14 protein-coding genes are annotated in these 14,339 nt (G+C 65.5%); 7 read left to right on the top strand and 7 right to left on the bottom strand.

Annotated elements, in window-relative coordinates; genetic code table 11:
• Nucleotides 1–507: 507 nt before the first annotated feature.
• The 6 genes from VIQ49_RS21170 to VIQ49_RS21145 form a co-directional block, all read right to left on the bottom strand.
• The gene (locus VIQ49_RS21170; RefSeq protein WP_331888331.1) at nt 508–1,323 is read right to left on the bottom strand and encodes an ABC transporter ATP-binding protein; all 816 of its coding nucleotides are present in this window, start codon (nt 1,321–1,323) and stop codon (nt 508–510) included.
• Nucleotides 1,320–2,345: a FecCD family ABC transporter permease gene (locus tag VIQ49_RS21165; protein WP_331888329.1), complete on the bottom strand. Its 1,026-nt coding sequence runs from the start codon at nt 2,343–2,345 to the stop codon at nt 1,320–1,322. The genes VIQ49_RS21170 and VIQ49_RS21165 overlap by 4 nt, the downstream gene beginning before the upstream one ends.
• A 32-nt stretch (nt 2,346–2,377) precedes the next feature.
• A complete protein-coding gene (locus tag VIQ49_RS21160) occupies nt 2,378–3,379 on the bottom strand; it encodes a FecCD family ABC transporter permease (protein WP_414731678.1) in 1,002 nt (333 codons plus the stop codon).
• Between the two features lie 41 nt (nt 3,380–3,420).
• Nucleotides 3,421–4,437: an iron-siderophore ABC transporter substrate-binding protein gene (locus tag VIQ49_RS21155; RefSeq protein WP_331888327.1), complete on the bottom strand. Its 1,017-nt coding sequence runs from the start codon at nt 4,435–4,437 to the stop codon at nt 3,421–3,423.
• A 175-nt stretch (nt 4,438–4,612) separates the two neighbouring features.
• On the bottom strand, nt 4,613–5,413 hold the full coding sequence (locus tag VIQ49_RS21150) for an AraC family transcriptional regulator (protein ID WP_331888325.1): 801 nt from the start codon (nt 5,411–5,413) through the stop codon (nt 4,613–4,615).
• Nucleotides 5,414–5,452: 39 nt separating this feature from the next.
• Nucleotides 5,453–6,115 carry a TetR/AcrR family transcriptional regulator gene (locus tag VIQ49_RS21145; protein ID WP_331888323.1) on the bottom strand — a complete coding sequence of 221 codons (663 nt, stop codon included), beginning with the start codon at nt 6,113–6,115 and terminating at the stop codon, nt 5,453–5,455.
• Between the two features lie 136 nt (nt 6,116–6,251).
• On the opposite strand from VIQ49_RS21145, the gene VIQ49_RS21140 reads away from it, so the two are divergent.
• From VIQ49_RS21140 to VIQ49_RS21130, 3 genes are all read left to right on the top strand, one after another.
• Nucleotides 6,252–7,424, top strand: coding sequence for an acyl-CoA dehydrogenase family protein (locus tag VIQ49_RS21140; RefSeq protein WP_331888321.1), 1,173 nt, complete (start codon nt 6,252–6,254; stop codon nt 7,422–7,424).
• 34 nt (nt 7,425–7,458) lie between these two features.
• A complete protein-coding gene (locus VIQ49_RS21135; RefSeq protein ID WP_331888319.1) occupies nt 7,459–8,583 on the top strand; it encodes an acyl-CoA dehydrogenase family protein in 1,125 nt (374 codons plus the stop codon).
• A gap of 62 nt (nt 8,584–8,645) precedes the next feature.
• Nucleotides 8,646–9,101, top strand: a complete 456-nt coding sequence (locus VIQ49_RS21130) for an SRPBCC family protein (RefSeq protein ID WP_331888317.1) — start codon at nt 8,646–8,648, stop codon at nt 9,099–9,101.
• A gap of 16 nt (nt 9,102–9,117) precedes the next feature.
• Here VIQ49_RS21130 and VIQ49_RS21125 read toward each other — a convergent pair whose 3' ends face one another.
• A complete protein-coding gene (locus VIQ49_RS21125; RefSeq protein ID WP_331888315.1) occupies nt 9,118–9,906 on the bottom strand; it encodes an HAD-IIA family hydrolase in 789 nt (262 codons plus the stop codon).
• A gap of 90 nt (nt 9,907–9,996) precedes the next feature.
• Between VIQ49_RS21125 and VIQ49_RS21120 the strand changes: the two genes are divergently transcribed.
• The 4 genes from VIQ49_RS21120 to VIQ49_RS21105 all read left to right on the top strand — a co-directional run bounded on the left by VIQ49_RS21120 (nt 9,997) and on the right by VIQ49_RS21105 (nt 14,327).
• The gene (locus tag VIQ49_RS21120; RefSeq protein ID WP_331888313.1) at nt 9,997–11,358 is read left to right on the top strand and encodes a dipeptidase; all 1,362 of its coding nucleotides are present in this window, start codon (nt 9,997–9,999) and stop codon (nt 11,356–11,358) included.
• On the top strand, nt 11,358–12,593 hold the full coding sequence (gene glp / locus VIQ49_RS21115; RefSeq protein WP_331888311.1) for a gephyrin-like molybdotransferase Glp: 1,236 nt from the start codon (nt 11,358–11,360) through the stop codon (nt 12,591–12,593). Before VIQ49_RS21120 ends, glp begins: the two co-directional genes overlap by 1 nt.
• Before the next feature lie 94 nt (nt 12,594–12,687).
• Nucleotides 12,688–13,401, top strand: coding sequence for a phosphatidylserine decarboxylase (locus VIQ49_RS21110; RefSeq protein WP_331888309.1), 714 nt, complete (start codon nt 12,688–12,690; stop codon nt 13,399–13,401).
• On the top strand, nt 13,398–14,327 hold the full coding sequence (locus VIQ49_RS21105; protein ID WP_331888307.1) for a phosphatidylcholine/phosphatidylserine synthase: 930 nt from the start codon (nt 13,398–13,400) through the stop codon (nt 14,325–14,327). Before VIQ49_RS21110 ends, VIQ49_RS21105 begins: the two co-directional genes overlap by 4 nt.
• The last annotated feature ends 12 nt before the right edge of the window (nt 14,328–14,339 follow it).

Genomic DNA, 14,339 nt, shown 5'->3' with positions numbered 1-14,339 from the left:
AAAGTATCAGTTCCACAACATGATTGAGACGAATCACCGTCACAACCCGCGACGACAACTCAGCATCGTCACCCGCGACCACCGCCGCATCCCCTGCCAGATCAGACGCTCTGGCGAACATTCCCCCGAAGTCCATGACTCAAGAATACCCGCAAGAAACGATTCGCACAACCTTTCGAACGGACTTATCCATCTGGGCTGCAACATCTTTCATCATCCTGAGCGACGCAAATACTTCAGTGTATCGACAAGGTGTGACATTCATTCTGACACTGCGCCGGACCGAAGTTTGTACGTGCTTGGGTTGACTCGAGCCAGTCGCGAACGGACACACAACAGTCCCGGTTCGAAGGACGTACGTTCTGCGCGGACCTCGGCGTGAGTCAATTGGTGTAGGCGGTATAGCTGTTCACGGTGCTGAACGTGATCTGCGCTGGACCGCATCCACGCCGGAACACCGATTCGATCGGCACGGTCGACGGTTTGGTTTCGCCGAGCCGCGCTGAGTCACCCTGCCGGTTCGCTGACCACGTGATGGCGACCGAGCGGCAGCATCAACGGTTTACCCGATGTCGGATCGACGATGACCTGGCTGTCCAGTCCGAACACCTCCCGGACGTTGTCCTCGGTCAGTACCTCGGCGGGTTCGCCTGCGGCATGGACGTTTCCACCCGCCAATGCGATGAGGTGGTCCGCGTATCGCGCCGCCATGTTGAGGTCGTGCAGCACCATCACGATGGTGGTCCCGCGGTCGTGGTTCAGGTCGGTCAGCAGGTCGAGTACCTCGATCTGGTGACTGACGTCGAGGAACGTCGTCGGTTCGTCGAGCAGTAACACATCCGTCTGCTGTGCGAGAGCCATTGCTATCCATACCCGTTGGCGTTGTCCACCGGAGAGTTCGTCCACCGGCCGATCGGCCAGGGCCGACGTCTCAGTGGCCTCGAGTGCGGCGGCCACGGCTTCGTCGTCGTCGCGGGTCCAGCGGGAGAACAGACCCTGGTGCGGGTGCCGTCCCCGGCCCACGAGGTCCGCAACCGTGATGCCCTCGGGGGTGATCGGCGACTGAGGGAGCAGCCCGAGTGTGCGGGCCAGCTGTTTCGCCGGGGTCTTGTGAACCTCGGTGCCGTCGAGCAGTACCCGACCAGCACGCGGACTGAGCAGGCGCGACATGGACCGCAGCAGAGTCGATTTGCCGCAGGCATTCGCGCCGACGATCGCGGTCACCTTGCCCGGGGGCACCAGTAGGTCGAGCTCGGAGATGACCGTGTGATCGCCATAACCCAACGTCAGATTCTCGACGACGAGTTGGTGTTTGGTTGTCACAGCGAGCCTCCGGCGCGGTTGGTACGGACGATCAAGTAGATGAGGTACGGCGCGCCGAGCACACCGGTGACCACCCCCACCGGATAGCGGGTGTCGAAGGCGAACTGGCCGACGAAGTCGGCAACCAGAACCAAAAGGGCGCCAACCAGAGCGGTCGGGACCAGAAGTGAGCCGTTCGGTCCGACGAGGCGCGCCGCGATAGGACCCGACAAGAAGGCCACGAACGCGATCGGGCCCGTGGCCGCGGTGGCGAAGGCGAGAAGCCCGACGGCGGCGACGATCACGATCAGTCGCGTTCGGTCGACCCGGACCCCGAGCGCCGATGCCGCATCATCACCGAGTTGCGACATCGCGAGATTGCGCGACTGCCCGAGCAGTACCGGCGTCAGCACCACCAGCGCGATCAGCACCGGGATGGCCTGGGTCCACGAGGCGCCGTTGAGACTGCCGGTCAACCACCGCATCGCCTCCTGCTGGTCCCATGCCGCGGCCTGATCCAAGAGGTAGTCGGTGACGCTGTGGAGCATCGCCGCGATACCGATACCGATGAGGATGAGACGGGTTCCGACAACACCACTTCGGAACGAGAGCCCATAGATCAGCACCGCGACCACAAGCCCCGAGGTGATGGCGAAGATCGACACCCCGGTGGCGCTCAGCGACAACGTCACGATCGCGAAGGTGGCTGCGGCACTGGCACCGGCGCTGATCCCGATGATGTCGGGGCTGGCCAGCGGATTGCGCAGCATCGTCTGGAAGGTGATGCCGGCCAGACCGAAGCACAGTCCTGCGGCAACCGCCAGCACTGCCCGCGGGATCCGCAACCGGCCGACGGTGAAGGTCGCGCCCTGGACCTGCTCCCCGAGAATGACTTTGAGGACGTCACCGGGCGGGTAGAAGGTCTTGCCGTACATCAGGGTGATGGAAAAGACTGCCGTGATCAGTACCGCGAGAATCGTGATCACCCAGCGCCGGCGATTGCCACGGACCTTGCGGCTCTTCGCGATGGAATCGGCCGTCACCACGGCTCCGGAAGTCACAGTGCCTGCCGTTCTCACAATGATCCGACCTTCTGCCGACGGACGATATAGATGAAGAAGGGGGCACCGATCAGCGCGGTCAAGATCCCCACGTCGATTTCGGAGGGGCGCGCAACTATCCGGCCGATGACATCGGCCACGGTGAGCAATACAGCACCGGCAACTGCCGAGTACGGCACCAACCACCGGTAGTCGACGCCGACGATCAACCGGCAGGCATGTGGGATCACAAGTCCGACAAAGGCGATGGGACCGGCAACAGCTGTCGCCGCACCACAGAGGATGATCGCGCCGACGGAGGCCCCACCGCGGACGAGGGCAACACGTTCACCCAGTCCGGCGGCCAGGTCGTCGCCCAATGCGAGCGAATTGAGTCCACGTGCCGACGCCATCGAGATCAGGAATCCGACGATCAGGAAGGGCAGAACCTGCTCGATGCTGGAATAGGTGGCGCCGCCCACGCCGCCGACCCGCCATGACTGGACGGTGTCGGCGACATCGTTGCGGCCCAGGACAATTGCCGTCACGAATGACACCAGCGCCGCCGACGTGGCCGCACCCGCGAGCGCCAGTTTCAGCGGCGTGGCCCCACCGCGGCCGAGGGACCCCACACCGTAGACGAAGACCGCCGCCGCGGCGGCACCGAGAATGGCGATCCAGATGTAGCTGGACGCCGCGGCCAGCCCGAAATAGCTGATCCCGATGACCACAGCGAGTGATGCGCCCATGTTCACGCCCAGGATTCCCGGGTCGGCCAACGGGTTTCTGGTCACGCCCTGCATGACCGCACCCGCCACACCCAGGCCGGCACCGACAAGCATCGCCAGAAGCGTTCGCGGGATCCGCTTTTCGACCGCCGCCTGGTTCATGCCGTCGGCATCGCCGGCGAGGACGGCGAATACGTCCGACCAGTCGACGTCGCGTGATCCGACCTTGATCGACAGGATCGCCACGCCGAGCAGCACCACGGTGACCGCCAGAAAGCCGAACGCTCTCACCCGTCTCGGGCGCCGCACGATGGCGACGCCCGATACGGACTGCTGCGAAGTACTCTGTGTCACTTGGACTTGTCTGCTGCTTCCGCGAGCATCGCGACGTAGTCGTCCAGGACCCAGGAGATCGACAGCGGAGTCGGGTTCGCGGCGGTTCCCAGCGGGGTGCTGGGCAAGGCGACGATGGCGCCGCCGGCGACCGCAGGCATCTGGGACAGCAGCGGATCAGCCTTGAGCGTCGACACCAGAGTGTCGTCGCCGTAGGTCACGATGATGTCGACGTCGTTCAGCCCGTCGATCTGCTCGGCGCTGCGCGTCAACGAGAACGCGTCCGTTTCGGCCGAGGCCGTGGCGATGCTGGCCGGTGTCTGCAACCCGAGGTCTTCGAAGAACATGGCCCGGGTGTCGTGGGTGGTGTAGAAGCTGACCTCACTGAGGTCGGTGGCGTCCACGTGCGTCAGGAACATCACCGACTTATCCTGCAGCTGAGGGGCTTTCGCAGCTGCAGCGGAGATTTCTGCCTGGAGGTCGGCGACGAGGGCCTGCCCTTCCGCCTCCATCCCCATACCCTTGCTGTTCAGCTCGATCATCTTCTGCCAGGGAGTGCCCCACGCAGTCTCGGGGTATGCCACCACCGGCGCGATCTCACTGAGGGTGTCGTAGTCCTCCTGGGTCAGCCCGGAGTAGGCGGCCAGAATGACATCGGGATTCGTGTCGGCCACGGCCTCGAAGTCGACGCCGTCGGTCTCGTCGAACAGCACCGGAGCTTCGCCGCCCAGCTCGTCGAGTTTCTCGCTGACCCACGGCAGCATGCCGTCGCCGTCATCGTCGCCGAAGTTGGCGGCCGCCATGCCCACCGGGACCACACCGAGCGCCAGCGGCACTTCCTGGTTTGCCCAGTTGACGGTGGCGACTCGCTCCGGCTTCTCCGTGATGGTCGTGGTTCCGAGCGCGTGCTCGATGGTGATCGGGGTGAAGTCACCGTCGCCGCCGTTGTCGTCAGAGGACGACGAACAGGCCGCGAGCCCGACCGTGAGCAGCGCTGCCGCCGCGAATGCCACCAGCTTGGGTGCGCGAGACATTGTTCCCTTTCGGTTCATGGATACAGGCATCCACCGGCGGGCCCACCGGGTTACCGAACAATGTCGGTAAGGATTACCTAAGAGAGGCTAGATTGCGACGCTTGCGATTGCAACCAAGCAAATCAGACACTGTTTGTCGCGAAACGGACAAACCATGAGCCGCGAATCAGCGGCGTCACAGCTCCCGGAATCGTCCCGGGCTGATCCCGGTGACCCGGCGAAACGCGGTTCCGAAGGCGCTGACCGATCGGTAGCCGACCCGGGGAGCGACCTGTTCGATCGCATGTCCCTGGGACAGCAAGGTGATCGCGTGCTGAACGCGCGCGGTGACCACCCACCGCGTGAAACCCAGGCCGGTCTCGGCATCGAAGGCCCTCGTGATGGTGCGCGCACTGACGCCGAGGCTTCGGGCCCACTCCCCCAACTGCGTTTCGTCGGCCGGATCCGCCTGAACGCGGGCGACGATCGGCGCGAGCAATGGCGACTCCGGAACATGCAGCAACAGTTGATGTGGCGCCGGCCTCAACACATCGAGGACCATCGCCTCGGTGGTCGACCGCGACACGTCGTCGAGGTCGTCGGCGCCGAGCCGGTCGAGCAGCAGCCGGAGCAACGGAGAGACCTCGACGGCCACCGGGTCGGCCGAGATGGACGGGACCTCCCGAATACTGAATTGCACTGAGCGCAGCGCGGTCCCGGCGGGAGTCCAGCCAGAGTGCAGTACCCCGGCCGGTATCCAGAGGCCGATGGTGGGTGTGATCGTCCAGACGCGGCTGCCGACGGTGGTCGACGACGATCCCTTGGCACTCCAGAGCAGTTCGTGTGTCGGATGGGAATGTTCTTCCCAGTGGGTGTCTCGTGAGATGACCTCGTACATGCCCGCGATGACAAACGGGACCTCGATGGCGCCCGCCTCGTAGACGGGCAGGCTCCGCTTGTCGACCGCGTCAGCCGCGCGAACATCTTGGATGGACACCCGGCCAGATTAGATGCCTTCGCCGACGGACGGGAAGCATCACCCCTGGCGGTCGATCATCTCCATCTGTGCCGGGGCCAGATGTTGCAGTCCGGCATGCGCCAGCGCGGTCGCGAACTCCCCGACATCGGCCGGAGGCAGCGACAGCGCCAACGCCTGGCGGCCGCCGTGGATCGCGATGCCCGCCAACATCGACGCCAGCAACTCGGCGCTCTGCGCGGGCGGCGGAAGCTTGCGCTGTGTGTAATACGCCCTGATACGTACCGCGATCTGGCCCGAGATGCTCTGCATCAGGTCGTCGCGGACCTCGGCGGCCGGTCCCGACGCGGTGTCTCCGAACAGCAACCCGAAACCGGACGGATGCTCGGTGGCGTAATGGAAGAACGCGAGCATGTCCGCGCGCACCTGCTCCTCCATCGGCAGCCCGGCTGCCGATTCGTAGGCCTCGAAGAGCCAGCCGCGCAGCTTCCCGGCCTCGCGTTCGAGGGCGGCACGGTAGAGCCGTTCCTTGCTTCCGAAATGCGCGTAGAGCGTGGGCTTCGTCGAATTCGCCCGTTCGGCAATCGCTTCCATCGATGTCGCGTGGTAACCGGTGAGGTCGAAGACGTCCCGCGCCGCATCGAGAAGCAATTCATCACTCGGACGATTGCCGTTGCTGCGGCGGGTCGATCCGCCTACCGCGGAATGCAGGGCCCTGGCCATCGGCGCAGTGTATTGCACGAACGCCGTCCACAACCAGAGTTTGACCGATGAGTAAAGCTCTGTTTCCATCAAGTGACGCCGCCACCATGTGCGCAGTTTCGTCCGCGACCACAGAGAACGGGAGTATCAAGGAACCATGCACCTCAAACTCAGCGACGAAGATGTTGCCTTCCGCGAGGAACTGCGTACCTTCTTCACCACCGAAATCCCCAAAGAAATCCGTGAGCGCGCAGCCGCCGGCACCTCGATCTGGCCCGACGACATGGTCGCCGTGCAGCGCAAGCTCAACGAACACGGTCTGGCGGTTCCGAAGTGGCCGGTCGAGTGGGGTGGCAAAGACTGGACCCCGGTGCAAAAGCACATCTGGCAGAACGAGATGAATCTCGCGTCCGTCCTGGAGCCGTTGGCCTTCAACGCCGACATGGTCGGACCGGTGATCGCCAACTTCGGCTCGCAGGAGCTCAAGGAGCGTTTCCTGCCGCCGACGGCAAACCTCGACATCTGGTGGTGCCAGGGGTTCTCCGAGCCCGAGGCCGGATCCGACCTGGCCTCCCTGAAGACCAGGGCAGTCCGCGACGGCGACCACTACGTGGTCAACGGCCAGAAGACCTGGACGACGATGGCGCAGTACGCCGACTGGATCTTCGCATTGGTCCGCACCGATCCCGATGCGCCAAAACGCCAGGCGGGCATCAGTTTTCTGCTCATCGACATGAAGACACCGGGGATCACCGTTCGGCCCATCCAGCTCATCGACGGCGGTTTCGAGGTCAATGAGGTCTTCTTCGAGGACGTCCGGGTCCCGGTCCAGAACCTCGTCGGCGAAGAGAACGCCGGCTGGAGCTACGCGAAATTCCTTCTCGGCAACGAGCGGGCCGGGGTCACCCGCGTCGGCATCACCAAGAACCGTCTCGCCCGCGCCAAGGAACTGGCCGCGACGATCCCGTCCGGTGAAGGAACCCTCCTGCGGGATCCACTGTTCGCCGCGCGTCTGGCCGAACTCGAGAACGAGCTGCTGGCATTGGAGCTCACGCAGATGCGGGTTGTCGCCTCCTCTGCGAACGGAAAACCCGACCCGGTCTCGTCGGTCCTCAAACTGCGCGGCAGTGAGTTGCAACAGGCCTCGACCGAGCTGCTCGCCGACATTGCCGGCGTCGATTCACTGGCGGTGAACGCGGCCGACATCGGCTCTGCCTCGTGGGCTCAGGAAACGGTCCCCACCTACCTCAACTACCGCAAGGTGTCGATCTACAGCGGTTCGTCCGAGGTTCAGCGCACCATCATCGCGTCCTCCATCCTCGGGCTGTAGCCCGCCCGCACACCTGCAAAGGACCACCGAAACCATGGATTTCGAATACAACGAAGAACAGACGATGCTGCGTGACACCACGCGCGACGTGCTGTCCAAGTTCTACGACCTCGAGAAGCTCCGTGAGGTCACCGACACCGACCTCGGCTGGAGCCGCAACCTCTGGAAGTCGTTGGGCGAGATCGGGATTCTCGGCCTGTCTTTCAGCGAGGAAGACGGTGGGATGGGAGCCGGCCCGGAGGAGATGAGCGCTGTGCTCGGCGAATTCGGCCGCGCGCTGGCACCCGAACCGCTCCTCGACGCGGTCATCGTTCCCGGCGGACTCATCGCCGACACGGGCAGCGCGGAGCAGAAGTCGAAATACCTGCCCGCGCTCGCCGCCGGTGAACTGCTGGCCGCATTTGCGCATCAGGAACCGGGAGACCGCTGGCCGAACGCCGCGGTGGCAACCACCGCGACACCGGCCGGCGACGGCTACACGCTGACCGGCACCAAGAACCCGGTGCTGCACGGCGACTGCGCCGACCTCCTGGTCGTCACCGCGCGCCTCGACGGCGACATCCGACTCTTCCTGGTGGATGGTGATGCAACCGGCATCGCACGCACTCCGTTCCGCACCCACGATTCGCGGCGCGGAGCCCAGATCGACCTGCAGGACGCGCCAGCGACACTGCTCGATTCGGGTGACACCGCCACCGCCCTGACCCGCAGCGAAGTGGTCGCCCAGGTCGGGTTGTGTGCCGAAGCCGTCGGGGCGATGGACGAAACACTGCGGCTGACGGCCGAATATCTGAAGCAGCGCAAGCAGTTCGGGGTGCCACTCGCCAAGTTCCAGACACTGACGCAGCGCGCCGCCGACATGTACGTCCTGGTCGAACTCGCCCGGAGCATGAGCCTGTACGCGACGGTGACCCTGGCGGACGGCGACATCGATCCGGTCATCGCCTCGCGTGCCAAACTGCAGATCAGCCGGTCGGCGCGCAAGGTCGGGCAGGAAGCGATCCAGATGCACGGCGGTATCGGGATCACCGCCGAGTATCCGGTCGGCCACTACGTGAGTCGGCTACTGGCAATCGAACACACTCTCGGTGGCAGCGCGGAACATCTGCGTACCCTGTCCGAGCGCATCGCGGACTATGACAAGATCCTGATCGGATAGTGACAACGTTCATTGACGAGTCCGGTTGACGGGTTCGTCGACCAGAGCACATCAGGAGAACCATGGCTGCCCCCTTGCTCGAAGCATCCACCGAGATCAAAGCCTCGGCCGAACAGGTCTGGAAGGTGGTGTCCGATCTGAAGCGGATGGGTGAATGGAGCCCGCAGTGCCGCAAGATCATCGTTCGCGGCGGTGGACCGGTCACGCTCGGGACCAAGACCATCAACGTCAACAAGCGCGGACTGCTGGTCTGGCCGACCACCGCCAAGGTCGTCCGCTTCGAGCCGAACAAGGAGATCGCCTACAAGATCGCCGAGAACGGCACCGTCTGGAGTTTCACGATCACCCCCGCCGACGACGGGGTGAAGCTCACCGAACGCCGGGAAGCCCCCAACAACACCACCAAGGTCTCGCAGTTCCTCATCAACCTCGCCATGGGTGGCGAGAAGCCCTTCGATGCCGAGATGGTCGACGGGATGAATCAGACACTGACGAAGATCAAACTCACCGTCGCCTGACCCCCGCCCGGGCCGATCAGAGTTTCTCGAGCAGTGCGGGCAGGTCCGCGATCGAGTCGATGACATGGTCGGGGACCTGCCCGAACTCGTCGGCGTTCAAGGCGTCGAGCTGTTCGGGCCGGAACTTGCCGGTGCGGACCAGGACGCCGATCATGGCGGCCTTCTGCGCACCGAGGACGTCACCGTGGATGTCGTCGCCGACCATGATCACCTCGCCGGGATCTCCGACTCCGAGCATCTCCACCGCATGACGGAATCCCAGCGGCGACGGCTTCCCGATGGCCGGGATCTTCTTTCCGGTCGCCTTCTGCAGACCCTCCAGATAGATGCCGGTATCGATCTTGGGGCCCGAGGCCGTCGACCACGACATCGACCGGTGCATCGAGATCGCGGGGACGCCGTCGATCATCCAGGCCAGGGCCTGTGAGAGCAGCTCATGGGTGAACGAGGGTCCGGCGCCTCCGAACACCAGCACCTCGGGGTCATCGGAGACGACGTTGATACCGTCCATGTCCTCGGAGATCGGGCCTTCGTTGAGCACCACCACCCGCTTGCCCTCGTGACGGGACCGCAGGTATTCGGCGGTGAGCACCGCCGCGGTCAAGATCTCACGGGCTTCCACATCGAAGCCGCCACGGATCAGTGTCTGCGCGATCTCATTCCTCGACTTGGATGTGGTGTTGGTCAAGAACATCCGGGGTATCCCGGATTCGGTGATCGATTCCAACGCTTCGACAGCGCCGGGCAGCGGCTCCCACGAAGTGACGATCACCCCGTCGATGTCGAGTAGCAACCCTTCAGCCATGACTAAAAAGCTAGTCCTGCCGCCGCGCGGACGCACGGTGGGATGGCAGCTTGCTGACAGGCGCCCTTCCGGTCCGGCATGCTTGGCGTCATGGCCGATCAACGCGCACCCAGCTTTTCGACATTGTCCAAACGAGTGACCGGCCTGATGACTCGCGCACATTCCGATCTCGCCGATGTGGTCGCGCTGCCGTCGGTGCACATCGACCCGGACAAGCGCGACGACTGCCGGGCCAGCGCGGCCTGGGTCCGCGGCGCGTTCTCCGATGCCGGCATCGACTCGCTCGTGATGGACACCGTCGACGGAAGTCAAACGATCCTCGGCTTCGTACCCGGACCGCCCGGAGCCCCCATCGTCCTGCTCTACTCGCACCACGATGTCCAGCCGTCCGGGCCCGAGCATCTCTGGGACAGCTCTCCGTTCTCGCTGACCGAACGTGACGGCCGCTGGTACGGACGCGGATCGTCGGACTGCAAGGGCAACCTGGTCGCCATCCTCACGGCGCTACGCGCTCTCGATCCGCTCCCGCCGGTGGGGATAAGAATCGTCATCGAGGGTTCCGAGGAAGCCGGCGGCGAAGGGCTCGATCACCTGGCCCGGACACGCCCCGAGCTCTTTGCGGCCGACATGATCCTGATCTGCGACACCGGCAACGTCGCACCCGGCGTGCCCACCCTCACCACCAGCCTGCGAGGCATGGCCGCGGTGAAGGTGTCCGTGGAAACGCTTGCCTCCGAGGTCCATTCCGGCCAGTTCGGCGGCGGTGCCCCCGATGCCCTGGCCGCGTTGATCGCCGGCCTGGCCACACTGCGCGACGCAGACGGCAACACCACCATCGACGGACTGACCAGCGACCAGGCCTGGCCCGGCGCGGCCTACGACCCACTGCAGTTCCGGGCCGACTCGACCACACTCGACGGCGTCGACCTCATCGGTTCGGGATCCCCTGCCGAGATGGTGTGGGCCCGCCCCGCGGTGACCGTGATCGGCCTCGACGCACCCCCGACGGCCGGAGCCCCGGCCGCGATCAACCCGCGGGCGGCGGCGCAGCTGAACCTTCGCGTGCCACCCGGCACCGACCCCGACGAGGCCGCAGCCGCCCTGGAAAAGCATCTGCACAAACACATTCCGTGGCATGCGCGGGTGGACGTCGAGATCGGCGCAACCGGGGCCCCGTTCTCCGCCGTCACCACCGGACCCGGCTACACCGCCCTCACAGCGGCGATGTCCAAGGCCTACGGCAAACCCGTCGTCGAGTCAGGGCAGGGTGGATCGATTCCGCTCTGCACCGTGCTCGCGGAGATCTGCCCGCAGGCCGAGATCGCGCTCCTCGGCGTCGAGGAACCCGGATGCCGGATCCACGCACCGAACGAGAGTGTCGATCCCGACGAGATCGCCAAAACCGCACTGTCCCTTGCCCTTTTCCTTTCGACGTACGGAGCCCAGAACTGATGCGCAGTGTTTCCGATCATCAGGATGCGGTCGCAGCCCTGTTCCTGGCACCACGTGTTGTCACAGTGCCCGCCGCGTCCGCACTCGGCCGGGTGCTCGCGCAGGACATCGACGCCCCGATCACCTTGCCGGGCTTCGACAACTCGGCCATGGACGGTTACGCCGTCCGTGCCGAAGACATCACCGCCGCCACGCAGACGGCTCCGGTGACCCTGCCGGTGGCCGCCGACATCCCGGCCGGGCGGACCGACGAACTCACCCTGGCGCCGGGAACCGCACACCGCATCATGACCGGGGCACCGATGCCGTCCGGCGCGGACGCGGTGATCCAGGTGGAACGGACCGACGGCGGCACCGAGCAGGTGCAGATCTTTGCCGCGGCCCCGGTGGGCACGGCCATCCGCCGAGCGGGTTCCGACATCGGCATCGGCGTCCGCGCCCTGCCCGCCGGGCGTGTCTTGCGGGCCCCTCAGCTCGGCCTCGCCGCCGCACTGGGCCTGGCCGACCTTCCGGTCTACGCGCCGCTGCGAGTGCTGGTGCTCTCCACCGGCAGCGAACTGGTCCCGGCCGGCACACCGCTGGAGTTCGGGCAGATATACGAGTCGAATGGCGCCATGCTGACCGCGGCGGCCATCGAGGCCGGCGCCCACGCCACCCAGGTGCATTTTGTGCCCGACGACGTCACCGAGTTCCGGGCCCGTCTCGACAGCTACATCGACGGCGAAGAGGAGCCCGGCGTCGACCTCATCATCACCTCCGGCGGAGTCAGCGCCGGAGCCTACGAGGTCGTCAAGGACGCCCTCACCGGCGAGGGCGTCGACTTCGTGAAGGTTGCGATGCAGCCGGGGATGCCTCAGGGTTGCGGCACCTACACCAGCGCCGGCGGCAACCCGGTCCCGATCATCACGTTGCCGGGCAATCCGGTCAGCGCGCAGGTGTCGTTCGAGGTGTTCGTCCGCCCGCCGCTGCGCTCGGCGATGGGATTACCCGCCGCGCGCCGAACCGTTGCGGCATCGGTCACTGAAGCCTTCACCTCGCCCCGCGGAAAGCGACAATTCCGGCGCGGCGAGCTCGCCGTCACCGACGGACTCGCACAGGTTCGGCCCATCGGCCCGCCCGCCTCACACCACCTCGCGTACATGGCATCGGCCAACGTCCTGTTGGACATCTCCGCCGACGCCGAAAAGGTCGAAGCGGGCAGTACAGTCGAAGTACTGATACTCGAAGAACTATGACCAACGAGCAACGGCACCGCCTGGGACCTGCAGAAACGTGGACATCAACGGCACCGACCGCGGCCCTGAGCGTTCGCCTGCAACAATAGCCGCCATGGCCAGACGCCCCACTCCGACAGACGCCGAGCCGAGTACCGGTCTGGCTCACATCGCCGATCTCATCCGCGAGACAGTGCCGCCCCTACACCGCGCGGGGATCCCATTCGTGGCGGTACCCGCCGCGATCGCTGTCGCCGGACGCAGGCACGGATGGATCCGGACCCCGGCCACCGTCGCCGCACTCGCGACCGCCGCATTCTTCCGCCACCCGTCCCGGGTGCCGCCGAATGCGCCCGGTGCCGTTGTCGCCCCGGCCGACGGTCAGGTGGCCCTGGTCGATCACGCGGCACCACCGGCCGAATTGGGACTCGGTGACACCCCGCGCCCCAGGGTCTCGATCTTCCTGTCGGTGTTCGATGTGCATGTTCAGCGGATTCCCGTCGCCGGCAAGGTCGAGGCGATCGAATACCGGTCGGGGTCCTTTCTCAGCGCCGATCTCCCCGCTGCCAGCGATGCCAACGAACGCAACTCGATGTTGATCCGCACCGACGACGGCGCCGAGCTCGCGGTGGTCCAGATCGCCGGACTCCTGGCCCGCCGGATCGTCTGCGATGCCCGGCCCGGCGATCAGGTCACACTCGGCGACACCTACGGTCTGATCCGGTTCGGATCCCGGGTCGATCTCTACCTCCCTGAGGGCACCCGCCCGCTGGTTGCCGTCGGGCAACGTGCGGTGGGCGCGGAAACCGTCCTGGCGCAATTGAAATGATCGCATCCGGACGGGGCGACACGAAGCGTTCGGCCTCCCGACAACTCACCGCCACCCCGCACCGCCGACGGCCCAGTCGAGCCGGAACCCTCAACACCGGCAAGTTGCTGGTGCCGTCGGCGTTCACGGTGCTCGCGATCTGCGCGGGGTTGTCGGCCACCAAGTTCGCACTCGACGGCCGCGTGGATCTGGTCGTCGCGATGATCGCGGCCGCAGCATTGCTCGACGGTGTGGACGGCCGGATCGCCCGTCTGCTCGGCGCGACAACCAAGATCGGCGCCGAACTCGATTCGCTCGCCGATGCCATCAACTTCGGTGTCACGCCCGCACTTGTGCTGTACGTGTTGATGTTGGAGGGCAACGACGTCGGCTGGCTGCTGGCGTTGATCTACTGCTGCGCAATCGTTTTGCGTCTGGCGCGGTTCAACACCCTGATCGACGACGATGACCGTCCGCAGTACACCAAGGATTACTTCGTCGGCGTGCCCGCTCCGGCAGCGGCGCTGATCGCGATCATGCCCGTCGCCCTCGATCAGCAGTTCGGCAGCGGATGGTGGACGTCGGACGCGTTTGTCGGCGGGTGGATGACCTTCACCGCGCTCCTCGCGGTGAGCCGCATACCCACCGCTTCGCTGAAATCGTTTGCCGTACCACCCAATGCGCTGGTGCTCGTACTCATCGGCGTGGCACTGTTCGCTGCCGCACTGGTGACCTATCCGTATGCACTGATGTTGGCCGCCATCGCGCTCTACCTGCTCCACATCCCCTTCGCGTGGCGCACCAAACGCTGGGTCGCCAGCCGCCCCGAGACGTGGGATTACCATCCTCGCGAACGGCGTGCCGAGCGCCGCGCGATCCGGCAGGTGCGTCGCGGTCGACCGACGAAATCCGCGGCCCGCCTCGGGTTGAGGCGCCCGGGGCCCTGATACCGGTAGTTT

This window comes from Williamsia sp., from assembly GCF_036566845.1.
Classification (GTDB): domain Bacteria; phylum Actinomycetota; class Actinomycetes; order Mycobacteriales; family Mycobacteriaceae; genus Williamsia.
This window is presented reverse-complemented; position numbering and strand designations above follow the sequence as displayed.

Coding starts and splice junctions, on each gene's coding strand:
- VIQ49_RS21135 (WP_331888319.1), top strand. CDS start 7,459: ATGGATTTCGAATACAACGAAGAACAGACGATGCTGCGTGACACCACG.
- glp (WP_331888311.1), top strand. CDS start 11,358: ATGCGCAGTGTTTCCGATCATCAGGATGCGGTCGCAGCCCTGTTCCTG.
- VIQ49_RS21110 (WP_331888309.1), top strand. CDS start 12,688: ATGGCCAGACGCCCCACTCCGACAGACGCCGAGCCGAGTACCGGTCTG.
- VIQ49_RS21130 (WP_331888317.1), top strand. CDS start 8,646: ATGGCTGCCCCCTTGCTCGAAGCATCCACCGAGATCAAAGCCTCGGCC.
- VIQ49_RS21140 (WP_331888321.1), top strand. CDS start 6,252: ATGCACCTCAAACTCAGCGACGAAGATGTTGCCTTCCGCGAGGAACTG.
- VIQ49_RS21120 (WP_331888313.1), top strand. CDS start 9,997: ATGGCCGATCAACGCGCACCCAGCTTTTCGACATTGTCCAAACGAGTG.
- VIQ49_RS21155 (WP_331888327.1), bottom strand. CDS start 4,437: ATGTCTCGCGCACCCAAGCTGGTGGCATTCGCGGCGGCAGCGCTGCTC.
- VIQ49_RS21105 (WP_331888307.1), top strand. CDS start 13,398: ATGATCGCATCCGGACGGGGCGACACGAAGCGTTCGGCCTCCCGACAA.
- VIQ49_RS21145 (WP_331888323.1), bottom strand. CDS start 6,115: ATGGCCAGGGCCCTGCATTCCGCGGTAGGCGGATCGACCCGCCGCAGC.
- VIQ49_RS21125 (WP_331888315.1), bottom strand. CDS start 9,906: ATGGCTGAAGGGTTGCTACTCGACATCGACGGGGTGATCGTCACTTCG.